At 67.4% G+C, this 21159-nt stretch carries 19 protein-coding genes; 8 read left to right on the forward strand and 11 right to left on the reverse strand.

The features are described 5' to 3' along the window. Positions 1 to 2: 2 nt before the first annotated feature. The gene (locus tag BLS40_RS08265; RefSeq protein WP_092151154.1) at positions 3 to 2186 is read right to left on the reverse strand and encodes an ATP-dependent RNA helicase; all 2184 of its coding nucleotides are present in this window, start codon (positions 2184 to 2186) and stop codon (positions 3 to 5) included. 57 nt (positions 2187 to 2243) lie between these two features. On the opposite strand from BLS40_RS08265, the gene thpR reads away from it, so the two are divergent. Next, positions 2244 to 2777 carry an RNA 2',3'-cyclic phosphodiesterase gene (gene thpR / locus BLS40_RS08270; protein WP_092151157.1) on the forward strand — a complete coding sequence of 178 codons (534 nt, stop codon included), beginning with the start codon at positions 2244 to 2246 and terminating at the stop codon, positions 2775 to 2777. Here thpR and BLS40_RS08275 read toward each other — a convergent pair. Together BLS40_RS08275 and BLS40_RS11000 are read right to left on the reverse strand one after the other, a co-directional pair. Next, positions 2774 to 4234: an HNH endonuclease signature motif containing protein gene (locus BLS40_RS08275; RefSeq protein ID WP_092151160.1), complete on the reverse strand. Its 1461-nt coding sequence runs from the start codon at positions 4232 to 4234 to the stop codon at positions 2774 to 2776. The two genes, thpR and BLS40_RS08275, sit on opposite strands and share 4 nt — an antisense overlap. Before the next feature lie 70 nt (positions 4235 to 4304). Beyond that, on the reverse strand, positions 4305 to 4451 hold the full coding sequence (locus BLS40_RS11000; RefSeq protein WP_157672464.1) for a hypothetical protein: 147 nt from the start codon (positions 4449 to 4451) through the stop codon (positions 4305 to 4307). A gap of 35 nt (positions 4452 to 4486) precedes the next feature. Between BLS40_RS11000 and BLS40_RS08280 the strand changes: the two genes are divergently transcribed. Genes BLS40_RS08280 through BLS40_RS08305 form a run of 6 tightly spaced genes read left to right on the forward strand, consistent with a single transcriptional unit; the run spans position 4487 to position 8282 of the window. Further along, positions 4487 to 5131, forward strand: a complete 645-nt coding sequence (locus BLS40_RS08280; RefSeq protein WP_092151163.1) for an alpha-ketoglutarate-dependent dioxygenase AlkB — start codon at positions 4487 to 4489, stop codon at positions 5129 to 5131. 13 nt (positions 5132 to 5144) lie between these two features. Continuing rightward, entirely contained in the window at positions 5145 to 5849 is a 705-nt protein-coding gene (locus BLS40_RS08285; RefSeq protein ID WP_092151166.1) for an SDR family oxidoreductase, read from the forward strand. Positions 5850 to 5872: 23 nt separating this feature from the next. After that, positions 5873 to 6430, forward strand: a complete 558-nt coding sequence (locus tag BLS40_RS08290; RefSeq protein WP_092152237.1) for a LysE family translocator — start codon at positions 5873 to 5875, stop codon at positions 6428 to 6430. A 5-nt stretch (positions 6431 to 6435) separates the two neighbouring features. Further along, entirely contained in the window at positions 6436 to 6717 is a 282-nt protein-coding gene (locus BLS40_RS08295; protein WP_092151169.1) for an RNA-binding S4 domain-containing protein, read from the forward strand. Beyond that, a complete protein-coding gene (locus BLS40_RS08300) occupies positions 6718 to 7503 on the forward strand; it encodes a VOC family protein (protein ID WP_092151172.1) in 786 nt (261 codons plus the stop codon). After that, entirely contained in the window at positions 7503 to 8282 is a 780-nt protein-coding gene (locus BLS40_RS08305) for a hypothetical protein (RefSeq protein WP_092151174.1), read from the forward strand. The genes BLS40_RS08300 and BLS40_RS08305 overlap by 1 nt, the downstream gene beginning before the upstream one ends. On the opposite strand, the gene BLS40_RS08310 is transcribed toward BLS40_RS08305, so the two are convergent. The 8 genes from BLS40_RS08310 to BLS40_RS08345 all read right to left on the reverse strand — a co-directional run bounded on the left by BLS40_RS08310 (position 8260) and on the right by BLS40_RS08345 (position 19303). Continuing rightward, positions 8260 to 8991 carry an alpha/beta hydrolase gene (locus BLS40_RS08310; RefSeq protein ID WP_231908429.1) on the reverse strand — a complete coding sequence of 244 codons (732 nt, stop codon included), beginning with the start codon at positions 8989 to 8991 and terminating at the stop codon, positions 8260 to 8262. The genes BLS40_RS08305 and BLS40_RS08310 overlap by 23 nt on opposite strands. Continuing rightward, positions 8988 to 10895 (reverse strand): M13 family metallopeptidase, encoded by a 1908-nt coding sequence (locus tag BLS40_RS08315; protein ID WP_092151180.1) that lies wholly within the window; start codon positions 10893 to 10895, stop codon positions 8988 to 8990. The genes BLS40_RS08310 and BLS40_RS08315 overlap by 4 nt, the downstream gene beginning before the upstream one ends. Before the next feature lie 10 nt (positions 10896 to 10905). After that, positions 10906 to 11328, reverse strand: a complete 423-nt coding sequence (locus tag BLS40_RS08320) for a hypothetical protein (protein ID WP_092151183.1) — start codon at positions 11326 to 11328, stop codon at positions 10906 to 10908. Between the two features lie 309 nt (positions 11329 to 11637). After that, the gene (locus BLS40_RS08325) at positions 11638 to 14955 is read right to left on the reverse strand and encodes an arabinosyltransferase domain-containing protein (protein ID WP_092151186.1); all 3318 of its coding nucleotides are present in this window, start codon (positions 14953 to 14955) and stop codon (positions 11638 to 11640) included. Continuing rightward, positions 14952 to 16799, reverse strand: coding sequence for an arabinofuranosyltransferase (locus BLS40_RS08330; protein ID WP_092151189.1), 1848 nt, complete (start codon positions 16797 to 16799; stop codon positions 14952 to 14954). The genes BLS40_RS08325 and BLS40_RS08330 overlap by 4 nt, the downstream gene beginning before the upstream one ends. Before the next feature lie 52 nt (positions 16800 to 16851). After that, on the reverse strand, positions 16852 to 17616 hold the full coding sequence (locus BLS40_RS08335) for a decaprenylphospho-beta-D-erythro-pentofuranosid-2-ulose 2-reductase (protein WP_092151192.1): 765 nt from the start codon (positions 17614 to 17616) through the stop codon (positions 16852 to 16854). Between the two features lie 13 nt (positions 17617 to 17629). Next, complete coding sequence (locus BLS40_RS08340; protein WP_092151195.1) at positions 17630 to 19045, reverse strand: FAD-binding oxidoreductase; 1416 nt, start codon at positions 19043 to 19045, stop codon at positions 17630 to 17632. Positions 19046 to 19066: 21 nt separating this feature from the next. Continuing rightward, positions 19067 to 19303, reverse strand: a complete 237-nt coding sequence (locus BLS40_RS08345; protein ID WP_092151198.1) for a hypothetical protein — start codon at positions 19301 to 19303, stop codon at positions 19067 to 19069. A 305-nt stretch (positions 19304 to 19608) separates the two neighbouring features. On the opposite strand from BLS40_RS08345, the gene BLS40_RS08350 reads away from it, so the two are divergent. Then, positions 19609 to 21138 carry a SpaH/EbpB family LPXTG-anchored major pilin gene (locus tag BLS40_RS08350; protein WP_092151210.1) on the forward strand — a complete coding sequence of 510 codons (1530 nt, stop codon included), beginning with the start codon at positions 19609 to 19611 and terminating at the stop codon, positions 21136 to 21138. Positions 21139 to 21159: the final 21 nt, after the last annotated feature.

The following is a 21159-nucleotide window of genomic DNA, read 5'->3' on the forward strand; positions in this document are numbered from 1 at the left end:
TTCTAAACGGGGTTCCATGGATCCTCCGGCCACGCGTGCTTGGGGTAGCGGCCCCGCATCTCCTTGCGCACCTGTTGGTAGGGTCCGTTCCAAAAGCTTGTCAGGTCGTCCGTCACGGCCAGCTCGCGCCCGGCGGGGGAGAGCAGGTGGAACAGCACTTTCACCCCGGCGCACGTGGGCGAGCTCGCCATGCCGAAGCATTTCTGCAGCTTGACGCGCACGACGGGCCGCCCCGTGGAGTAGTCGATCCGGCCCACCCCGATCCTTGTCGGCGCCAGCTCGTCCAACCGCGAGGCCTCGGGCCAGGGCAGCTGCCGCATGAGCGCGGCCCGCATGTCGAGCGTGCTTATCGACGCCCCCTCGGCCACCGCCCGAATCTCCGGCGAGTAGTCCCCCTGCTCCACATCCGGCCACGGCTCGCCGACGGTGTCGTGCAAAAAGTCGAGGCGGTCTTTGAGCTCTTGCGCCTCCCCATTGAGCGTGAAGGAGCGAAAGTCGAGATCGGACAGCGCCTCCATCGCCTCGTCGGGCGACAGCTTCACCGGCGTCGAGCTGAGCTCAATGGCGCCGACGGCTTTGACGCGGCGCCCGCGCACGGCGCCGTTGACAAGGGTGGCCCGGGTGACCTCGGTGATGCGCTCGGCCGGCAGCTCCAGCGGGGCGGCGGCGCGGATGACGGCGCCGGAAGCGGTGAGCTGCACCTCGGCGGCGGCGATCCACTCGGGCGCGCCCATCGGCACGCCGAGCGTCGCCCTGGTCCCGCTGGCGAGAAGATAGGTCTCGCCCATGTTCTTGGCCACCCACTCCGGATACGCCGCAGCAACCACGTCCCCGGCCGGCGCCGGAGGAGTGGCGTCGACCAGCTTCTCCAGCCGGCGCACCTGGTTGCGCGGCGCGCGGGCCGTCGCGAGGTTCCCGCTCATCCCCTCCGCCAGGGCTGCGACCGTGGGCGCGGCGCCGCTACCGAACTCCACTAGTGCCGCACCCAGGCGGGGATCGACCGGCATCCCGGCGAGCGTGCGCCCTAGGTCGGTGATCCCGGAGTCCAGCGCTCCGAGCTCCCGCAACGTCTGGCGGGCGCTGGCGAGCGCCGGGGCCGGGGGAGCGTCGATAAGCGGAAGGTCGGGCGAGCCCCACGCCGCCATGGTCAGTGCGGCGGAAGTGAGGTCGCTCGTGGCGATCTCGGGGACGATCTCGGGCTGGAAGTGCTGGTAGTCGGCCTGCGAGTAGGCCCGGACGACCGTGCCCGGGCCGAGGCGGCCCGCGCGGCCGGCGCGCTGATCGGCGCTCGTCTTGGCGGCGGAGACCGTGACCAGGCCGGTCATGTTGCGGGCGGCGTCGCGGCGCGGCACGCGGGAGAGCCCGGCGTCGACGACGCGGCGGACCCCGGGTACCGTGATGGAGGATTCCGCGATGCTCGTGGCCACGATCACCTGCGCGTCTCCGCCGAGCGCGGAGTCCTGTTCGGCGGAGGTAAGCCGCCCGTGCAGGGGCGCGGCGTTGCTGAGATGCGAGCACACCAGCTCCACCTCGCGCACGCCGGGGACGAAGACGAGCGTGCGCTCCGGCGACGGGGCGAGCGCGGCGACGTGCGCGTAGAACTCGCGCGTGCCTTGTGCCCGGCCGGGGTGCGGCGCGTACTCGATGGTGAGCGGGTGGGTGACGGCCTCGGTGCTGAGGATCTGCGCGCCCATGTGGTCGGCGAACGTCCTCGCGTCAAGGGTGGCCGACATCGCGGCGAGGTAGAAATCGTCGCGGAGGATCGCCACCTCCATGCACATCGCCAGCGCGAGGTCGGTGTCGAGTTGGCGTTCGTGCACCTCGTCAACAATGACGGCGCCGACGCCGTCCAGCCCCGGGTCGCGCAGCAGGCGGTTGAGCAGCACGCCGGGGGTGACAAATTCCACGCGGCTGCCCGGGTGGTGCTCCCCGCGGATGGTGTAGCCGACCGCGTCGCCGAGGCGCGTTCCGTCGAGCTGGGCTAAGCGACGCGCCGCCGCCCGCGCCGCGACCCTGCGCGGGGCCGTGACCAGCGTTTTCCCGGCGATGTTGGAGACCGCGGGCGGGATGAGCGTGGTCTTGCCCGTGCCGGGCGGAGCCTCGACGACCAGGGGGCCCGTCGCCGGCAGCTGGTCGATCACGCCCGCGACGGGCAGGCCTTTACCGATTGCGGACAGGTCGAACATGCCTATAGGTTAACGCTCCCGCTATTTGTGTGATCCGGGGTTAAGATGAGCGCTGTCATGAGACGCCTATTCGCCGCCGTGCTACCGCCGGACGAGGTCCGCGAGCATCTCGTCCGCGCGCTCCGGCCCATCAGGGACTTATCCACGGAACTGAGGTGGACGGACCCGGACACGTGGCACCTCACGGTCGCGTTCTACGGCAGCCAGCCCAACGACGCCGCCGCGGTGACCGACCACCTCGCCCAAGCCACGGCTTTTCGACGCCCCTTGCGCCTCCACCTGAGAGGAGCGGGGGCGTTTGATCGTCGTACGCTCTGGATCGGGGTCGGCGGCGACAAACCCCAGCTGCGGGAGCTGATGGGGGACTGCTCGATCGAGCTGGACAAGCGCCAGCGCGCGCACCTGACGGTGGCCAAGCGGTGCAACCGGACCCGGGATCTGTGGCTTATCGACGACCACTCCCACGCCCTGTCCGTCTACTGCGGGCCGGAGTTCTGGGTCGACGAGGTCCACCTAATGGAGTCGCACCTGGGCGAGGGTCGCAGCGGAGGTCCGCGCTACGAGGTGATAGACACCTTCTACCTGCGCTAGGCAGCGCGGCGCAGGGCGTGGCGCACCACGAACTCCACCATGGAGCTGACGTAGTAGTCGTCGATGTCGTCTGGGAACGGCGGTTCGGAATCGTCGGGCTCGGGAGGAAACTGCGGAGACTGCGGGTGGTGATCAAAACTCAGCCCGTACTCCTGCTCGAGTCGTTTCAGGGCCTCCACGCAGCGTTCGTAGTCGCTGTCTTCGTCGTACCGGTCGAGGACGGCGTGGCACTTGGCGTAGAACTGCGCTGAGCGGGCCTTGTTCTTTTGGACATTCGCAAGGCTGGATCTCCACCGCGGAGTGACGGGGGTGACCTGGTCTTTCAGAAGCCCGTGGCTGTCGGAGATGATGTACGTCCCGTCGCTGAACAGCCAGATGATGTCGCCGGTGGACGGGTCGGGAACGTAGAAGGCGCGCCGATCCGTTTTCACGTTGTGGTGATGCTGGCATAACGCGAACAAATTGTCCGGGGTGGTTTTTCCTCCCTGGTCAAAGGGGATCCGGTGGTCGAGTTGGCAGTTCTCGGCCGGGCGGTGGCATCCGGGGAACACGCACACGCGGTCGCGGGCGTGGACGAACGCTTTCATCCGCGCGGTGGGGGTGTAGCTCTTGGTCGTGGATTCTCCGTCCACGTCCACGATCCGCGTGTCCTCGGCGAGGTCGTCGAATGCGACGGTTGCGGCAGGGTCGGTCCAGCCGAAGCCCGGCAGGTAGACCGGCTCCCCGGCGGCGCGGCCGGCCGGGGCATAGGCGTTGAGCACGATGGCGCGCGGTGCGACCTTGCCGGTCAGCAGCCCGATCACGGCGGCGGCGTGGGAGAGTTTCTCCTCGCGCGAGGTCTGGTCGATCTGGGCGCGGATCAGCGCCATCGTGGTGGAGTTTGTCAGCAACTCCACGCCTTGTTGGGATACCCCGTTGGTGACGGCCTCGAAGAAGGAGCAGGAATCCTGGGTCTGGCGCCTCTTGCGCTTCTTCGCGTCGAAGTCCACCTCCGGGTCGATCTCCGCGATGCGTTGCCGCAGCGAGCGGGTGATTGCCCACGGTGAGGGGAGTTCCTGAGCCTTCTTCCGCGGCGTGAACATGCGCACCAGTACGCGGTCCAGGGCTTCGAAGGCGTCCGCAGACGCGTGAGGGCCTAAGAGGTTGAGGGCGGAATCGATCGCGCCCAGACGCGAGATGTCCAGCCGGAGGGTCTCGCGCTGGAGTTCGCGCAACCGCGGCAGCATCTTCAGCCGGGCGTAACCGAGCACGCCCTTTTCGATCTCGTGTTTGCTCTTCCCACTCGCCGCGCGCATTTCGGCTACGAACAGCTCAAAATCCCCGATGTCTGAGTCGTCGGTAGCGTAGTCGCCATACAGTGCGAACTCGCTTTGGCGGCCCAGGCGAGCGGCGTCGCTCACCGGGTCCCCCTCGCGCTCGGTGGCGAAGTACGCGGCTGGTTGATCGTCGACAAGCATTGTCCCCCCTTTCGACACCCGCCAGCCTATCGAATGAATATTCGACAGTCAAGGGGGAAACAAAAAATTTTTAGGCGCGCCGCGAGAAGATCGCCAGCAGCGAGGCCGCGAGCACGACGAGGGGAGCGGCCCACGTGCCCTCGGACAGGAAGTAGGCGGCGACGACGACCGCGACGACGGTCAGTACCACGGCAACGACATTGAAATCTCTGGCCATGGGGCTCACGCTACCAGCGGGGGTAGGTTGAGGGCATGCTTATCGACGCCTCATTACTGCCCCGGCCCCCGCAGCGCGTCATGGCGGGCGTGGTGCACCTGCCCGGCTTCCTCGGTATGGACACGCAGGCGGCGCTGGTGGAGCAGGCGCGCCTGATCGCGCGCTCGGTGGCGGGGACCCCGGTCGCCATGCGCCGCCCGGCGGTGGGCAACGGGCAGATGAAGGCGTACCTCATGTCGCTCGGCTGGTTCTGGGCGACAAACCCCTACCGGCTGGTCAAGAAGGTCGACGGCTACCCCGTCCCGCCCGTGCCGGAAAACTTCCAGGAGATCGCCGACGACGTCCTGCGCGCGGCGCGGGAGGTGGACGCCCAGGTGGGGGAGTCGATCGCGGTGGAGACGGCGCTGGTGAACTACTACCCGCCCGGGGCGGGGATGGGCATGCACGTCGACTCGGAGGAAAGGGCCGACAACCCCGTGGTGAGCCTGTCCATCGGCGACGAGATCGTGTTTCGGATCGAGGGTGAGGACGTGCTGCTGATGTCCGGTGACGCCCTGGTCTTTGGCGGTCCGGCGCGCCGGGCGCGCCACGGGGTCATGGGGGCGCGCGGCGGCACCGGGCCGCAGGGGACGGGCCTTACCGAAGGCCGAATAAACATCACCATGCGCCAGGTGGAGTGATTAGGGTGTAGGAATGCAGAAAATTGCGGTTGTCACGGGCGGATCGGCGGGCATCGGTGAGGCGAGCGCACGCGCGCTGGCCGGCGACGGGTGGAAGGTCTACGTGGCCGCGCGCCGCCTCGAGCGCTGCGAGGAGATCGCGAAAGACATCGGCGGCGTGGCGGTGGAGTTGGACGTGACGGACCAGGAAAGCGTCGACAAGCTTGCCGCGGAGCTGGAGCGCGTCGACCTGCTGGTCAACAACGCCGGCGGCGCGAGGGGCCTGGACTACCTGCGCGAGGCCCGCGAGGAGGACTGGCGCTGGATGTACGAGACGAACGTGTTCGGCACCGTGCGCGTGACCAAGGCGCTCTACCCCGCGCTGCTGGAGGCGAGCGGGCTGGTGATCAACATCGGGTCGGTCGCCGGCACCGACGCCTACAAGGGCGGGTCCGGCTACAACGCGGCGAAGTACGGGCTGCGCGGCCTGACCCGCGCGCTGCGGCGCGAGGAGGCCGACAACCTCATCCGCGTCACCGAGATCAACCCGGGTCGAGTGGAAACCGACTTCTCCTTCAACCGCTTCGGCGACAGGGAAAAGGCCGACGCCGTCTACGAAGGCAAGCTCAACCTCGCCGCCGAGGACATCGCGGAGACCGTGCGGTGGGTGGCCAGCCTGCCCGCGCACGTGAACGTGGACACGCTGAGCATCATGCCGCTCGATCAGGCGGAGCGTTAGTGCTCGCACTCGTCGGCGTCTGGATGGCGGCGATTATCAGCCCCGGCCCAGACCTGTTCCAGATCATCCGCATGGGCGCGAAATCTCGCGCCGCCGGGGTGGCGTGCGCGATCGGGATCATGATCGGCAACTCGATCTGGATCATCGCCTCGCTCGTGGGGCTCAGCGCGCTCATCCAGTCCGTGCCGCAGATTCTGTTAGCCCTGCAGATCGTGGGCGGCGCCTACCTGCTGTGGATGGGCGCAGGCGCGATCCGCAGCACGGGGACCACGATCCAAGACCGCGATGTGGACGCGTCCAAGGCGCTGCGCACCGGCATCTACACCAACCTGTCCAACCCCAAGGCCGTGCTCTTCTTCGGCGCGGTGTTCGCCCAGTTCGTCCGCCCCGGGCTGGAGTGGACCATCGCGGTCACACTCATCGTGATCGGGCTGGCGTGGTTCGTGTTCTTCGCCCTGGCGGTGCGCTGGCTCGCGGGGCTGATCCAGCGGCACGGCCACCTCATCGATGTGGTCACGGGCGCCATTTTCGTGGCGCTCGCTCTCTGGATGCTGTGGGAGGGGGTCACCGGGCTAAGCTAGGCGCCATGGACGTAGCAATCAGCGGGGAGTCGATCAAACTCGGTCAATTCCTCAAATTGGCCAACCTCGCCGAATCGGGCGGCCACGCCAAGGAGCTCATCTCCTCCGGCGGGGTCACAGTCAACGGCGAGGTGGTCACCTCGCGGGGCCACTTGCTTGTCGACGCCGACCGCGTGGCCGTTGCGGGCACAACCGCCACGGTCGTGGCGGGGGCGGAGAGCACCGATTACTTTGACGAGCGCACGGCCAACGACGATTTCGACCCCGAAAAGTGGAGGAACATGTAGATGCCAGCTTTCCAAGCTCTCGAGGGCATGCCGTACTGGCAGGACCTGGCCACCCGCGACACCGCGAAGTCCACGTACTTCTACTCCAAGCTGCTCGGCTGGGAGGTCTCCGACGACTCCTACCGCGTCGCGCGCATGCAGGGGCTGCCGGTCGCGGGGTTTATCCCGCAGCTGAATGACCCGACGATGACGGACGCGTGGGTCACCTACTTCTTGGCGCGTGACGTGGATGGCGTGTGCGCGGACGTCGAGAAGCGAGGCGGCGCTGTGCTGGCTGTCGCCGACGTGTCCCTGGGACGCATGGCGCTGTGCGCTGACCCGGCGGGCGCGGTGTTCGGGCTCATCGAGCCGGCGGGGGAGGACCAGTTCGTCGCCGCCGGCGAGCCCGGCACCCCGGTGTGGCACGAGTACGTCGCGCTTGACCGCGGCCGCGAGTGCATCGACTTCTACGCCGACCTCTTCGACTGGGAGGTCACCGTCTCCGACGGCTATTACGTAGCGACGTCCGAGGGCGCGCCGTTCCTCGGCCTGCGCGACGAGTCCGACTCCCCCGAGATGCAGGGCGTTCCCGGATTCTGGGAGACCTACCTGGGCGTGGACAACGCCGAGCTCGCCGCGCGCCGGGCCACGGAGCTGGGCGCGGAGGTGCTCGCGGGGCCGGAGGAGTCACCCTTCGGGCCGCTCGTGGTCGTGGCCGACGCCACGGGCGCGACGGCCACGCTGTGCGAGGTGGCCGCGCCGGTGGGCGAGGACGAGATCGGGGAAGCGGACTCCGTCCTCCTCTGATGCGCCCTGCAAAGCTTCTCGCCGCCGCGCTCGTCGCGGCAGCGGTCACCGCCCCGCCCGCCCACGCCTACGAGGTGGACCGCGACTACGACAATGACCGCACAGCCCTGGCCGTGGTCCATCCGGACGGGCACTGGTCGGGCTCCGACACAGCGCTGGAGCCCCGCCCCGCGCTGTCCCTGTCCAAGCTTTTCCTCGGCTACTGGGTGCTCTACCACGGCACGGACGAGGAGAAGGACCTCGTGGAGGAGATGATTTCCGTCTCCCACGACGGCTACGCCCAGCGCCTCGACCGGAAATACCCGGACGCCATCGACGAGATCGCCGAGGACTTCGAGCTGCAAGAAACCGCCCGTTACGGCGCGTGGGGCCGCACGGTGACCTCCGCCTACGACGTCGCAAGCTTCGTCGCCGACATCTTGTGGGACCCGCGGGCCAAGCCGCTTCTCGACGGTATGAGGGACAAACCGGAAGTCGCCCGCGACGGCTTTCACCAGCTCTTCGGCGCGGCCGAGCTGGACCACGTGGAAGGCGTCAAGACGGGGTGGTCCGACGACCGGGTCTCGCAGACCGGGAGCCTGTCCTTCGGCCAGATCGGGGACGAGGTGTGGGTGGTCGCCGCGCTGACGTGGGGCGATGCCGAGGAGAACACGGAGGACGTGCTCGACGGCATCAACCAGGTCAACGACCGCGCCGCGCGGCCGCGGCGATTTCAGACGGACTTCTGGCAGCCGGGGGACTCGGTGCCGATCAGGTTCACTGAGTTGAAACTGAGCTGAGGAACGTCGCCACGTCGCGGATGCGCCTGCGGGCCTCGGTCGGCGTGGATATCTCCCCCGTCGAGTGGTACTCGGTAAACGCCCCCGTCCCGGCCGGCACCTGCACCAGGGCGGATTCGGGGATGTCACGGTAGTCGGGGGGAAAGCTGTAGATAGCGCGGTCGGCGGAGGTGTCGAAGCGCTGGCGGTAGAGCCACACCACCACGTCGCGCGCTCCCCGCTCACGGGCGAACGCGATCGCCGCCTCCACATCCTCCCGTCTCACGTCGAGCGCCACCGCGCCGGAGAGTTCCGCCGCGGCGGCGACCTCGGGCTGCCACGCGAACTCCCGGGCCCTGGGGGAGCGCGGGCCGCAGGCCACGACCCACACGCCCGTCGGATGGGGCGGGCGAAACAGCGGCCCGAACTCGGTCGATTCCACTTCGATCTCGTCCACGAAAGCAACCCCCGGCATCGTGTGGTCCACCGCGGAACCCAGCATCAGCATCGCCGCGTGCGTCAGGCGGTCCGGCAGCAGCGCCAGGTAGCGGTCCAAGTCTTCCGTCTCGCTCGGGCGCGGGTACGTGGCGTCCATGTACGAGGAGATCTGCTCGAACTGGAGCTCGTCGGGCAGGATGCGCTCGACGCCGCCGACGTTGAAGTCGGGGTCGGACTGGTCGTTGACGGGATAGTCGCCGTCGAGCGGACCCTGCTCGAGGGGTTTCCTCACCAAATCCGCACCCGGTCTTCCGGGGCGACCCACATCGGGGAATCCTTCGGAATGTCGAAGGCCTCGTAGAACTCCGCGACGTTGCCCGCGATGACGTTGCAGCGGAACTCGTTGGGGGAGTGCGGGTCAATCGCGAGCAGCTGCGCCGCCATCTCCGGCCGCGACTTCGAGCGCCACACGCGCGCCCAGGAGAGGAACAGCCGCTGGAACCCCGTGTACTGACCGGGGAGGTCGTCGAAGGGCAGGGCGGGGCCGTCGTCAAGCCCATGCTCGGCGAGGTAGAGCTTGTAGGCCACGACGGCGATGCCGAGCCCGCCCAAGTCGCCGATGTTCTCGCCGAGGGTGAACTCGCCCTGCACGCCCTCGATTCCCTCCCGGCCCAGGAGGACGGACGGGATGAGGCCGTCGAACTGGTCGACGAGCTTCGCGGTGAGCGCGTCGAAACGCTCGCGGTCTTCGTCGGTCCACCACGAGTTGAGGTTGCCGAGCCCGTCGTACCGCGAGCCCTGGTCGTCGAAGCCGTGCCCGATCTCGTGTCCAATGACCGCCCCGATCGCCCCGAAATTCTCCGCGTCGTCCGCGTGCGGGTTGAAGAACGGAGGCTGCAGGATTGCGGCCGGGAAGGTGATGTCGTTGACAACCGGGTTGTAGAACGCGTTGACCGTCTGCGGCGTGGTGACCCACTCGGCGCGGTTGACCGGCTTGCCCAGCTTGGACAGCTGGTAGTCGTGCTCGAAGGCGGCGCCCCGGCGGACGTTGTCCAGCAGATGCTCCCCGCTCGGGTCGAACTCGAGGCCCTCGAAGCTGCGCCAGTGGTCCGGGTAGCCGATCTTGGCGTTGAACTGCGCGAGCTTTTCCTCGGCGCGGCCGCGGGTGGCCTCAGTCATCCACTCCAGCTTGTCAATGCGCTGGCGGTACGCCTGGATGAGGTAGTTGACCAGCTCCAGCATTTTGTCCTTGTACTCGGCAGGGAAATGCTCGGCCACGTACGCCTCGCCGATCTCCTCGCCGACGACCGACTCCGCGAGGCTCACGCCGCGCTTCCAGCGGTCCCGCTGCTCCGTCGCGCCGGACAGCCTGGTGCCGTAGAACTCGAAGTTGGCCAGCGCGATGTCCTCGCTCAGCAGCCCGGCGCGCGAACGCAGGATGTTCCACGCACCCCACAGCTGCCAGTCCGCCAGGGTCTCCGGGCGCAGCATCTCCCCGAGCGCCCGCGTGTAGGAGGGCATCATGTCGATAACGGTGTCCACCTCGATGCCGGCCCCGCCCAGGATGGTCTGCACCACCGGGGGCAGCGCGCTGAACTCGGTGGGGTTGTAGGTGGCGATGGCGTCGCGCGCCCGGACCACGTCCCAGTGGCTCGCCGCCACCTGAATCTCCATGTTGACGATGCGCTCCGCCGCCACCTCCGGCGAGAGCCCGAGGAGGTGCTCGGAGCCCAGGAACCCGAGCATTTTTGTCACATGGCCGCGGTATGCGGAGAGCGTCTCGGCGTGCTGGGCTTCGCGATAGTACGCCTCGTCGGGCAGCCCGAGGCCGCTTTGCACCAGGTAGATCACCGCGTCCTCGCCGTCGGAGTCCTTTTCCACCCAGAACGTGACCGGTCCGCTGATGCCTTCGCGCTCTAGAGCCCCGAGGTTGGCGGCGAACTCCTCGATATCCGCCACGGCTAGCCTGTCCAGGTCGGCCTCAAGCGGGTCGGTGCCGGCCGCGTTGATCGCGTCGACGTCCATGAAGGAGGCGAAGATATCGCCGCCGCGGCCCGTGCGCTGCGCCAGGATTGCCCGCACGTCCTCCTCGGACTTGTCGCGCAGGGCGTAGAAGGCGCCGTCGATGCCGCGGTCGGCGGGGATCTCGTGGTTTGCCACCCACTCGCCGTTGACTAGTTCAAACAGGTCATTCATGGCATCAACTCTACGCGTGCGCCACGATCCAGTCCGCCGCTTCTCGACGCTCCGCGTAACCGTAACGCGCGTGGGCGTTGACACCCGCCACGATCCCCAGCGAATCCACCCCGAGGCCGTTGACGAGATCCCGGAATTGGGTGGAGGGGATTTGGCCCGCGAGCACATTCGTGGACATGGCGGGACCGACCAGTCCGCGGTAGCGCTCCGGCATGGAGCACACCAGATCGTCGGGGTAGCAGATTTCAAGCACGCGCGGCCCGAGGCTGCCGTAGCCCTCCGGCAGCTGGCCCAGTGCGCCGCGGGAGGAGGGGTCGGTGATCGAGGCGGGCACCGCGCCGTTATCGCCGTGGTACGGGTTGGCGAACAACGTGACGGCGCCCACACGATCCGCCGGAATCGGGCCTCGGCCGTGGGCGATGTCGCTGGTCATTCGCGCGACGATGTCCGCACCGAGCGAATAGCCGGTGAAGCTGAAGTCCGCCTGCCACGAAGGGATTCGACCTGTAGGAGACCCAGACGGGGCGGATTGCCCCACCCGATTCGGCCTCGGCGAGCAAGCCGGTGGTAAACACGTTTCCCCCGTGGGGCACCGACGACGGGAGACCGGCCACGGTATTCGCGCCTCCCGGAACGGCCACCACGTAGTGAGCCGCGCACGTGGACGCCTGGGCGGCTGGCGCGACGAGCAGCGCCAGCGCGGCGGTGAGCGCCGCCGCGAGGCCGGCCAGTTTCTTCATGCTTAGTCCCTATTCTCGTCTGGGTCGCGGATCTTCATCGGTCCGGGGCTCCACCACCCCCACCGGGAGACGGTGGTGTGGTCGACGTCGGCGATCGCGGGGGTGCGGCCCCGCGAATCGGTCCGGGGCTCGTACTTGGCCACGGAACCCCAGTCGCGTGTCCAGTCATCAGCGAGATACCCAGGAATATCGTAGGAGTAATTCACGGCTTCCGCAGTGGCAAGGGCGCCGCCGCCGAGGAAGTCCATGAACCCGGACAGCTGCGCCTTCCCCGGCGCGTCGGGCATGATGCGGAACTGCGGGATCTCCGCCACGCCGGCGTAGTGGTTGAACGGGCGCTGGCACGGGTACTGCAGGGCAACCGACCAGTCCAGAAGCCCCGGGGTGTCCGCGTCGAACACGTCGCCCAGCGGCGCGAGCGTGGGCACGCGCAGCGGGGTCACCGCCATCCAGTCCTTCTCCGCCAGCGATGTGTCGTCGCCGACGAGGCGCACCGCGTTCGCCTCCTCCGGCAGGTCCGCGATGGGGTAGCGGAGGTTGCGCCAGGCCTGCTTCGGGCCCTGGTCGAGCATGACGACGTCCCCGAGAACGTCCACGCTGCCGTCGTCACGCGCGGTGCCGTACTCGAGCACGAGATCCGTGCCGTCCTGCTCCACGCCGTTGATGTCCTTGTGGGCGATCCGGCCGGCCACGGAGGTGACCAGCAGCGGGGACTCCTCGGTGGCCTCGGGCAGCGCGTACCACGCGGTTTCGATGTGCGCGGAGCCCGTGGGATCTTGCGTGTAGGAGCCGAGGACGGGGACCGTGGTGAAGTCCAGGTTGAAGGGCAGGCGAACGGTGGACCCGTTGACGCCGCGCAGCTCCTGGGGACGATTGCCCTGCGTGTTGGTACGGGTGGTCGACTGCTCCTGATCGCTCGCCGGGTCCTGGCTCGTCTGGCCAGTTTGGGTGGTCTGCGCGGGCTGGGCGTTCTGCGTGTCGTTCGCGTCGGGCCGCGCGTCCGTGTTCGCCGCGTTGGCGTTTTCCGGAACGATGGACGACGGCACGCCCTCGGGGTCGAAACCGTAGGTCTCGCCCGCGTCCAGCGACGCGCCGAGCGGCACGCCGCGCACCGGAGTGAGGAAGGAATCATTCGTATCGGTCTCAAGCAGGACGTCCGCGCCCAGGGCGCAATGGTTGCCGACGAAGGTGCGCACGTTGCCCATCCCGACCGAGTATGCGGGGGCCTGGTCGAGGAAGGCCTTGACAAACGTCAGGCACGAAAACGCCACCATGAGCACCGCGAAAATCGCGATGGGGGCCGACATCACGCCGTCCCAGCGCACGCTGGACGCCCGCGGCGCAAACGACTGGAAAATGCCGAACAGGAACACCGCCAGGGTGAGCACGAGCATGACGGTGTTGGCCTCGATCCCCTTGAGCTGAACCGTCTTGTCCCACCACGGCACCCCGAAGGAGGAGACGTACCACCAGGCGTTCCAGCCGGCGAGCGTGAGCGACATGATGAACATGACCGCGGCGATCGCCAGCGTCCGGTTGCGCGCCGAGCGCATCGCGATCTGCGACAGCACCACCGCGCCGAGGGCGGCGGCCGCGCCGCCGATGCCCGCGTAGATGCCGAAGTGGTGGGTCCACTTCGTCGGCGTGAACATGAGGAAGAAGGTGGACAGGCCCACGATGAGCAGCAGTCGCTGCGTCGGGCCGGCGGCGGCCCCCGGGATTTTGTTGAAGCGGAACAGCGCCCACAGAATCAGCCCGATGCTGAACAGGAAGATGAAGGTGGGGAACCGGCGCGTCATGGAGCCGTCGACGGTCTGCTCGAACAGCGTCGCGTAACGCACCCACTCGGAGTACCACTCAAGCGCCGGGCCCACTTTCGAGCGCACCGCGGTGGCCTCGAGCACCGTGGCCAGCGTCTGGTCGTTGAACACCGGGACCATCACAGCGAAGCCCGCGCCGAGGAACGGGGCGATGTAGGCCAGGCGGGGCGCGACATCGAGGCGGCGGTTCATGATGCGGAACATCGACGGCAGCGACACTAGGAACACGCCCACCGCCGCGAGGCCCGTCGGGCCGCAGGCGAGCGTAAAGGCGGCGAGGATGGTGCCCACGGCCGCGGGGAACAGGCGCTGGGTGTCGATCGCTCGCTCGAACGACGCCCAGGTTGCGACGAGGCCCACGGCAATGATCGGCTCCGGGCGCGTGCCGTTGTTGTAGGGCAGCCAGAAAGCGAGAAAGATAAACGCGGCCGTCCAGTACGCGACGCGCCGCTTGGCGACGACCTCCCCCAGGCGCGGCAGGATCTCCCGCGAGAGGATCCACCAGGTCAGGATCCCTGCCAGCAGCGCCGGCAGACGCATCCACATCGACGCGGTGGACACCTGCGCCAGGACCGAGAGCACGTCGTAGAACGGCGAGCCGAACGGCGACTCCGGGACGCCGTACCAGCGGTAATAGTTGGCCATGTAGTCCGACTCGCCCGCCACCCGAGCCATGGTCAGCAGGTAACCGTCGTCCGAGGTGTTGGCGCCGAAGACGTGCCAGAAGCCGAGGACCGCCAGAACAACCCCGTCGAGGGCGGTGAACGTGCGCCACTCGCTGCGGAAGAAGGGGACGTGTTTGCCGTCTTTGCCGTCGAGGCGCCACAGCGCCCACAGGGCAACCACCGTCGAGGCCAGGCCGAGCAGCATCGCGACGGTCTTGGCCATGGTCGGAGTCGAGGTGAAGCGCGAGTTGATGTCGACCTGGGCGCCAAGGCCGGCGTCGACAAGCTCCTGGGTGTCCCCCTCGAGCTCCGTGTACAGGCCGGTGACCTGGGGACGCAGATCGTCGTCGGTCTCCTCACCAACGGAGGTGCCGGGGATCTCGGCGACGGTACCGTCCGGGTCGGCCGAGACGACAAGCGTCGCACCGGAGGGCAGAGCCGAGACCTCCTCGGCGGTGAGCTCGAGGAGGACGTCGTTGAGGGAGGTGACCACCAGGCCGCCGTCATAGGAGGAAACGAACAACCCGCGGTCCGTCGCCTCGCTCGACGAGCTCGGCAGCGTGCCCAAGATGACGGACTGGCCGTCGCGCAACGCGTCGATCGACTCGGCGACAGGGACCGAAAATTCGAGCTCGTCCGGCGCCAGGGAAATGAGCGGGGCGTTGACGGAGTCGAGGGTCCCGTTCTGTGGCCAGGTGAGCTGCGACTGCACCTGGTTGACCGGGAGGAACGGCGTGAGCACGAAGCACACGAACGCCAACAGGCCCGAAACAATGGCGGTGCGGGAAAGGGTAGCTGTCTGTGTCACGTGCTTGGACTCTACTTCCTGTCTCATCGGTTTCGGACAACCACCACGAACGGGCCGATCTGCTCGGTGGACCAGGCGGGGGAATCGAAGGCGGCGGGATTGAAGAACAGGCGCTCATAACGCATGTTGGGCTCGTTGGGGAAGATGTCGTGCCCCACGTGGGTCTTGAACGGTTCCTCCGGGTCCTCCAAATTGCCGCGGAACACGAACACGTCGGGGGCGCGCCAGCGGGAGGAGTCGAGCTCGGCGAGCAGCGCGTCCGGGTCCTCCAGGTCCTCGTACGACCCCTCCGCCCACGATTCCAGCTCCTCGACGCGCAGGTCGTATTCCCCGAGGGGGTTGGCGTAGTGGCTGGTAAACGCGTTGAAACCGTAGTATGGGTTCATGGCCATGAAGTTGATCTCGTCGGTTTGCACGACCGCGTCCGTCGGCTCGTACCCGCGGGAGGAGATGAACTCCCGCACGTCGGCGTAGAAGCGCCCCGCGTCCGCGGGGAAGCGGTCGGCGCGCTCGCCGTTGCCGTCGGTGTCCGCGTAGGCCTGGTCGATGTGCGCCTGGTTGTGCGCCGGAATCTGCTGGATGTAGACCAGGCCGGCCGCGGCGACGAGGATCACCGCCGCCGTGGTGGCAGCGGGCGTCAGCGGGGGGAACACGTCGGCGGCGTAGGCCAGCGCGAGGATGCCCGCGGTGGCGAACAACAGCAGGATGACCACCTCGAGGCGGAACCCCAGCATCGTGGTGCCCACCAGCGGGGTGACCATCGAGGCCACCGCCCACGCGTAGCTCACCGCCAGGGTGACGGCGATCCCGGTGGCCTCGCGCGCGCGGATCCGGGCGCACAGGAAGAACAGGCCCAGCAGGCTGAGAAGGCCGAGGACGGAAAACGAGAAGAAGGGGATGGGGATGCGCGCCCCCTCCACGGGCAGGAAGTGGTTCGCGGTGGAGCGGGCCTCGTAGTCGCCGAACAGCCTGTGATAGAGGTAGGGGCCCCACGCCACCAGCGCGATGAGAATCGAGGAGACCCCGATGACCAGGAGGTGTTTCACCGGAACCAGGCTGCGGCCCCGCGCGAAGAAGTACACGCCGGCCAGCACCACCACCGACAGGGCGGTAATCGCCGTGAACAGGGTGTAGAAGCTGGCCGATAACCCCAGGTAGACCGCCAGGGCCGCCGTGGCACCCCACGAGCCGTTCAGGGCCTTTCCCGCGGCCACCGTCGCTGCCGGGACAAACATGGCAACGATGGCGGCGTAGGGCTCATCCGGGGTCTCGGTCAGCACGATGGCGGTGGTGACCACGGCAATAGCCGCGGAGGCGGGCAGCGAGCCGATCAGCGCGCGCCACACCGGGGTCAGCGCGGCCGCGGCCGCGGCCAGCGAGACCAGCGCCCACGGCTGGTACACCTCCCACCCGTCCATGTTCATCAGGTTGGCCATCCGGCCGCCGAGCCAGAACCAGCCGATGGGATAGAAGGTGGGCAGGCCGAAGTAGTTCATGTCCTGGTTGGACACGGTCTCCGTCATCCGGGTGAGAAACTGGGTGCGGAAACCCTGGTCCACCTGCACGCCGTCGAGGTAGAGCCTGGTGGCGCTCAGCGGGATACCGAGGGTGGTCACCACAAGCGCCGCCGGGGCGAGCGACGCGGCTATCTCCGTGAGCCCCGCGAGCCACCCCGTGCGCCTGCCGCGGATCCACGTCCACAGCAGGATCGCGACGGCGACGACGACCACCATGGAAAACGCTGTCGCCAGCGCGCGGGTGACCATGGAGGTGTTGAACGCGGGCAGAGACGACGCCCGCAGGATCCACCAGGAGATGAAAGCGAGCGCCGCCCCGCCGACCGATGAGGCGGCGGCTCGTGAAACAATCATGCGTAACAGTGTGTCACACGGGTCATCCCATGGTCAGCCCGCCGGAGGTGGTTTAGAAGTTCAGCCTCCGCATAATCGGCGCGGGGATGTGCTGCAGCGCGAACGAGATCGGCCCGAACGCCTTGTGCACGAACACGTAGCGCTGCTTGTTCAGGGCCGCATCCACGGCGGCCTCGGCGACGTCCTGCTTGTCCACCGTCAGCGGCGCCTCCTTCAGGCCCTCCGTCATCTTGGTGCGCACCTGGCCGGGGCGCACCACGGTCACATGCACTCCGTAGTCGCGCAGGGCCTCCCCGAGTTGCAGGTAAAAGTTGTCCACGCCCGCCTTCGAGGCGCCGTAGACGAAATTGGAGCGCCGCACCTTCTGGCCCGCCACCGAGCTCAGCGCGATGATGGTGCCGTGGCCCTGGGCGCGGAAGTACTGGCCCAGGAGCACGCCGACGGAGACGAACGCGGTGTAGTTGATCTGGACGGATTCCACGGCGGCGGCGTGGTCCTGCCAGAGCTGCTCCTGGTCGCCCAGGGTGCCGAAGGCCACGACTGCCACGTCGACGTCGCCGCCGGAGAACGCGGCGTCGATGACGGCGGGGTGCGAGTCGACGTCGAGCGCGTCGAAGTCCACCAGGCGAACCCGCTCGGCGCCGGCGGCCGTGACGTCGGCCACGGCGGCGTCGATACGCGGCGAGTCCTGGCGGGCTGCGAGGGTGACGGTGGGGCCGCCGCCGCGGGAGGCGAGCTCGGCCACGATGGCCAGGCCGATCTCGGAGGTGCCGCCGATGAGAAGAATGTGCTGTGCTTGTCCTACTGCGTTGAGCATGAGGGTGACTCCTTTAGTTGAGCTCGAGGCGGCGCGACATGTCGGACGCGAAGACGCCGGTCGGGTCGATGTCGCGGCGGGTCTCAAGCCAGCCGGCGATCCCGGGGTACATCGCGTGGAACTTCTCGGCCGAGGTGCGCGACTCCTTGGCCAGGTAAAGGCGGCCGCCGAACTCCATGACCTGCTCGTCGAGGCGATCGAGGAACTCGCCCAAGCCCTTGCGGATGGGGAAGTCCACGCACACGTTCCAGCCCTTCATCGGGTAGGACAGCGGCGCGCGGTTGCCCTCGCCGAACAGCTTGAACACGTTGAGCGCCGTGTAATGGCCCGACGCCTGGATCTGGTAGATGATGTCCTTGAACGGCTCCACCGCGTCCGTGGGCACCACGAACTGGTACTGCAGGAAGCCCTTGGAGCCGTACCCGCGGTTCCACTCGCCGATCAGATCCAGCGGCTGATAGAACTGCGTCAGATTCTTCACCTGGTTCTTCGCCGGCGCGCCCATGGCGTAGTAGGCCTCGCCGATGGCCATGAGCGAGAGCTTGTTCATGGTCCACGACGGGAAGATGTCCGGCACCGTCATCAGCTGCGGGGCGTTGAACTTCAGCGGGTCCTTCGCCAGCTTCGGCGCGAACTCCTCCAGCTGCGCCAGCGTGGCAAGCGACCCGCGGGAGATGGTGGAACGGCCCGTCTTCGGCGGAGCCGAAATCGCGTCGAACCACGCCGAAGAATAGGTGTAGTGGACCTCGGAGCCGTCCGAGTGCGCGGCGATCGTCTCATCCAGGGTATCGGTGCGCACGGTGTCCGCTATGAAGTAGGCGGTTTCCGTGCGCGTCATCAGGATGCGCGCGCGCAGGATGATGCCGGTCAGTCCCATGCCGCCCACGGTGGCCCAGAACAGGGTGCCGTCCGGGTCGTCCACGGTGCCGTGCGGCTCGAGGTGCAGGACGCGGCCGTCCGCGACCAGCAGCTCGAGCGAGACAACGTGGTTGCCGAAGGAACCTGCCGAGTGGTGGTTCTTGCCGTGGATGTCCGGCCCAATCGCCCCGCCGATGGTGACCTGGCGGGTGCCCGGCAGCACGGGCACCCACAGGCCGTAGGGCAGCGCGGCCTTCATCAGCTGGTCCAGGGTCACGCCGGCGTCGACGTCCACAATCGCGGTGCCGGGATCAATGGAGTGGATCTGGTTGAGCGGCTGCATATCCACCACGAGCCCGCCGCCGTTCTGGGCCGGATCCCCGTAGGAACGGCCCATGCCGCGGGCGATGACGCCGCGGCGCTGCTGCTCGGGCAGGGATGCGTTGTCCTCGGCCACCTGCGCGACGGCGCGCTTGATCACCTCAACGTCAGGGGTGGAAAGCACGTGGGCGGTCGACGGGGCGGTGCGTCCCCACCCGTAGAGCGATTCAACTTTCGTGTGTAGTTGCATGCGCCCCAGCCTAGTCGCCCCCTAGAGGTCCATGAGGTCACGAATCTCTGCGGGCAGCTCCTCTTGCGAGGTAATCACGGGTTTGCCCGCCGCCTTGTGTTCTCGCAGGATGTCGTAGACGCGGGTGCGTGAGGCGCTGTCCAAGAAGGGCAGCTCCTCGGCGAAGAGGCGCACCATGAAATCCGATAGCGGCGCCTCCACTCGCTGCGCGGCCTCGTGGATGGTGTCCGGGTCGTCGCCCTTGTAGTGCTTCCTCATGGAGTTCCACAGTAGCCGGACGGGTCTGGGGGAGGGGTACACGACGGGGGTAAGGGCTGTATGTGGAACATGCGTATGCGTGAATTGTATGCAAATGGTCCTTCCCCGTCCTACCGGCGCAGATGCGTGACGCATCAACTATTAACAATGAGTGATATTTAGGTTAATTTAAATAGCCATTACTAAGTAGTTTTTCGCTTTTGGCCAGGGATTTCTAATGGTCTAGCGTTGCTGAAGTTCCGCTGGCAAACCACCCGGTGATGGCCACGTAGATACACTCCCCCTCCATTTTCGAAAGGACTACCATGGCACGAGCCATTAACCGCACGGTCGCAGTTGCCCTCGCAACTGGCCTCGCATTCTCAGGTGCCGTAAGCACCACCGCTCTCATCTCTGCCCCGGCGTTCGCGCAGACCCAGCAGACCATCGGCACTGACGGCGGCACCCTGACCGTTCACAAGTTCCTCAACCCGGATAAAATCACCGACTCCACCCAGGGCCAGAAGGCAACCGACCTCCCCCAGGCCGGCGATCCCATGCCGGGCGCAATCTTCACCGCGACCCGCATCAACTTGGACCTGAAGAAACCGGAGGAGTTCGAGAAGGCCGCCACGCTCACCCCGGCACAGGCCGCATCGCTGCTGACCAGCGAGACCTACATCCAGACGACGGGCGATACCGGCCAGGCGGTCTTCGACCTCCCGCTCGGCGCCTACCTCATCCGCGAGACACCGACCGACGCGCAGCTCAACGCAGGCCTCGTGCCCGCCGCGCCGTTCATCGCCTACATGCCGATGACCACTCCGGACGGCGACACCTGGAACCGCGACGTTCACGTCTACCCGAAGAACACCAAGCTGACCACCGACGAGCGTGTCGACGACGCGAACACCCACCCCGTGATGGACGGCGAGGACGGCAAGGTGACCTACACGATCGACGCCACGGTCCCCGTGCTGCCGCAGGACCGCACGCTGACCTCGTTCAACATCGTCGATACCTTCAACAACGCCGAGCTGACCAACCCGAAGGTTGACTCCGTCAAGATCGGGGACACTGTCCTTATTGAGGGCGTGGACTACACCGTGACCACGGGCACGGTTACAGGCCCGGGGGACGCTAACGCCTCCCTGACCATCACTTTGACCCCGGAAGGCCTCAAAGAATTGACGGGGGGCCAGACAATTACCGTCACCCTGACCGGTGACGTTGCCCAGGTCGGCGAGAACGGGCTGAAGGACGGCGCCGTGACCAACAACTCCTACACCACCGGCACCACCGAGGTCACCGGCCAGCCGGGCGAGGCCACCACCTTCACCACCCCGCAGGACTCTGTCACCTCCTACTTCGGCCAGATACTGGTCAACAAGGTCGACGAGGCCACCGAACCGGTCAAGGGCAGCGCCGTGTTCGACCTGTACAAGGTCGCGGACCAGGGCGACGGCGTGTGCAACGACCTGACCGGCGCACAGTCCGTGGTCAAGGACTTCAAGGTTGTCGACGGCACCGGCGTGATCAACGCCCTGCACGTCACTGACCTTCAGAACGACACCGCGGCCATCGCCGACACCTACTGCCTCATTGAGACCCAGGCACCGGCTGGCTACCTGCTGGATGAGACACCCCACGCGTTCACCCTCACCCAGGCGCAAGCTACCGCCCCGACCACCGCAGGAGATTACACGCTGATCAGCCAGCAGATCACAGTGAAGAACCGGGTCCAGCCGCCGCTGACCCTGCCGAACACCGGTGGCATGGGCGTCGCGCTGCTCATCCTCGCCGGCATCCTGATCGTCGGCGGAGGCGCATACGCGGCACGCCGTAACGCCGCTTAAGAGCATTTCCCAGGCTCCGAG

Origin of the sequence: Corynebacterium mycetoides, assembly GCF_900103625.1 — a bacterium.
Classification (GTDB): domain Bacteria; phylum Actinomycetota; class Actinomycetes; order Mycobacteriales; family Mycobacteriaceae; genus Corynebacterium; species Corynebacterium mycetoides.

What these genes read in the sequence shown, in the direction of transcription:
- BLS40_RS08265 (WP_092151154.1), bottom strand. Translation starts at nt 2,186, where the DNA reads ATGTTCGACCTGTCCGCAATCGGTAAAGGCCTGCCCGTCGCGGGCGTG.
- thpR (WP_092151157.1), top strand. Translation starts at nt 2,244, where the DNA reads ATGAGACGCCTATTCGCCGCCGTGCTACCGCCGGACGAGGTCCGCGAG.
- BLS40_RS08275 (WP_092151160.1), bottom strand. Translation starts at nt 4,234, where the DNA reads ATGCTTGTCGACGATCAACCAGCCGCGTACTTCGCCACCGAGCGCGAG.
- BLS40_RS11000 (WP_157672464.1), bottom strand. Translation starts at nt 4,451, where the DNA reads ATGGCCAGAGATTTCAATGTCGTTGCCGTGGTACTGACCGTCGTCGCG.
- BLS40_RS08280 (WP_092151163.1), top strand. Translation starts at nt 4,487, where the DNA reads ATGCTTATCGACGCCTCATTACTGCCCCGGCCCCCGCAGCGCGTCATG.
- BLS40_RS08285 (WP_092151166.1), top strand. Translation starts at nt 5,145, where the DNA reads ATGCAGAAAATTGCGGTTGTCACGGGCGGATCGGCGGGCATCGGTGAG.
- BLS40_RS08290 (WP_092152237.1), top strand. Translation starts at nt 5,873, where the DNA reads ATGGCGGCGATTATCAGCCCCGGCCCAGACCTGTTCCAGATCATCCGC.
- BLS40_RS08295 (WP_092151169.1), top strand. Translation starts at nt 6,436, where the DNA reads ATGGACGTAGCAATCAGCGGGGAGTCGATCAAACTCGGTCAATTCCTC.
- BLS40_RS08300 (WP_092151172.1), top strand. Translation starts at nt 6,718, where the DNA reads ATGCCAGCTTTCCAAGCTCTCGAGGGCATGCCGTACTGGCAGGACCTG.
- BLS40_RS08305 (WP_092151174.1), top strand. Translation starts at nt 7,503, where the DNA reads ATGCGCCCTGCAAAGCTTCTCGCCGCCGCGCTCGTCGCGGCAGCGGTC.
- BLS40_RS08315 (WP_092151180.1), bottom strand. Translation starts at nt 10,895, where the DNA reads ATGAATGACCTGTTTGAACTAGTCAACGGCGAGTGGGTGGCAAACCAC.
- BLS40_RS08320 (WP_092151183.1), bottom strand. Translation starts at nt 11,328, where the DNA reads ATGACCAGCGACATCGCCCACGGCCGAGGCCCGATTCCGGCGGATCGT.
- BLS40_RS08325 (WP_092151186.1), bottom strand. Translation starts at nt 14,955, where the DNA reads ATGAGACAGGAAGTAGAGTCCAAGCACGTGACACAGACAGCTACCCTT.
- BLS40_RS08330 (WP_092151189.1), bottom strand. Translation starts at nt 16,799, where the DNA reads ATGATTGTTTCACGAGCCGCCGCCTCATCGGTCGGCGGGGCGGCGCTC.
- BLS40_RS08335 (WP_092151192.1), bottom strand. Translation starts at nt 17,616, where the DNA reads ATGCTCAACGCAGTAGGACAAGCACAGCACATTCTTCTCATCGGCGGC.
- BLS40_RS08340 (WP_092151195.1), bottom strand. Translation starts at nt 19,045, where the DNA reads ATGCAACTACACACGAAAGTTGAATCGCTCTACGGGTGGGGACGCACC.
- BLS40_RS08345 (WP_092151198.1), bottom strand. Translation starts at nt 19,303, where the DNA reads ATGAGGAAGCACTACAAGGGCGACGACCCGGACACCATCCACGAGGCC.
- BLS40_RS08350 (WP_092151210.1), top strand. Translation starts at nt 19,609, where the DNA reads ATGGCACGAGCCATTAACCGCACGGTCGCAGTTGCCCTCGCAACTGGC.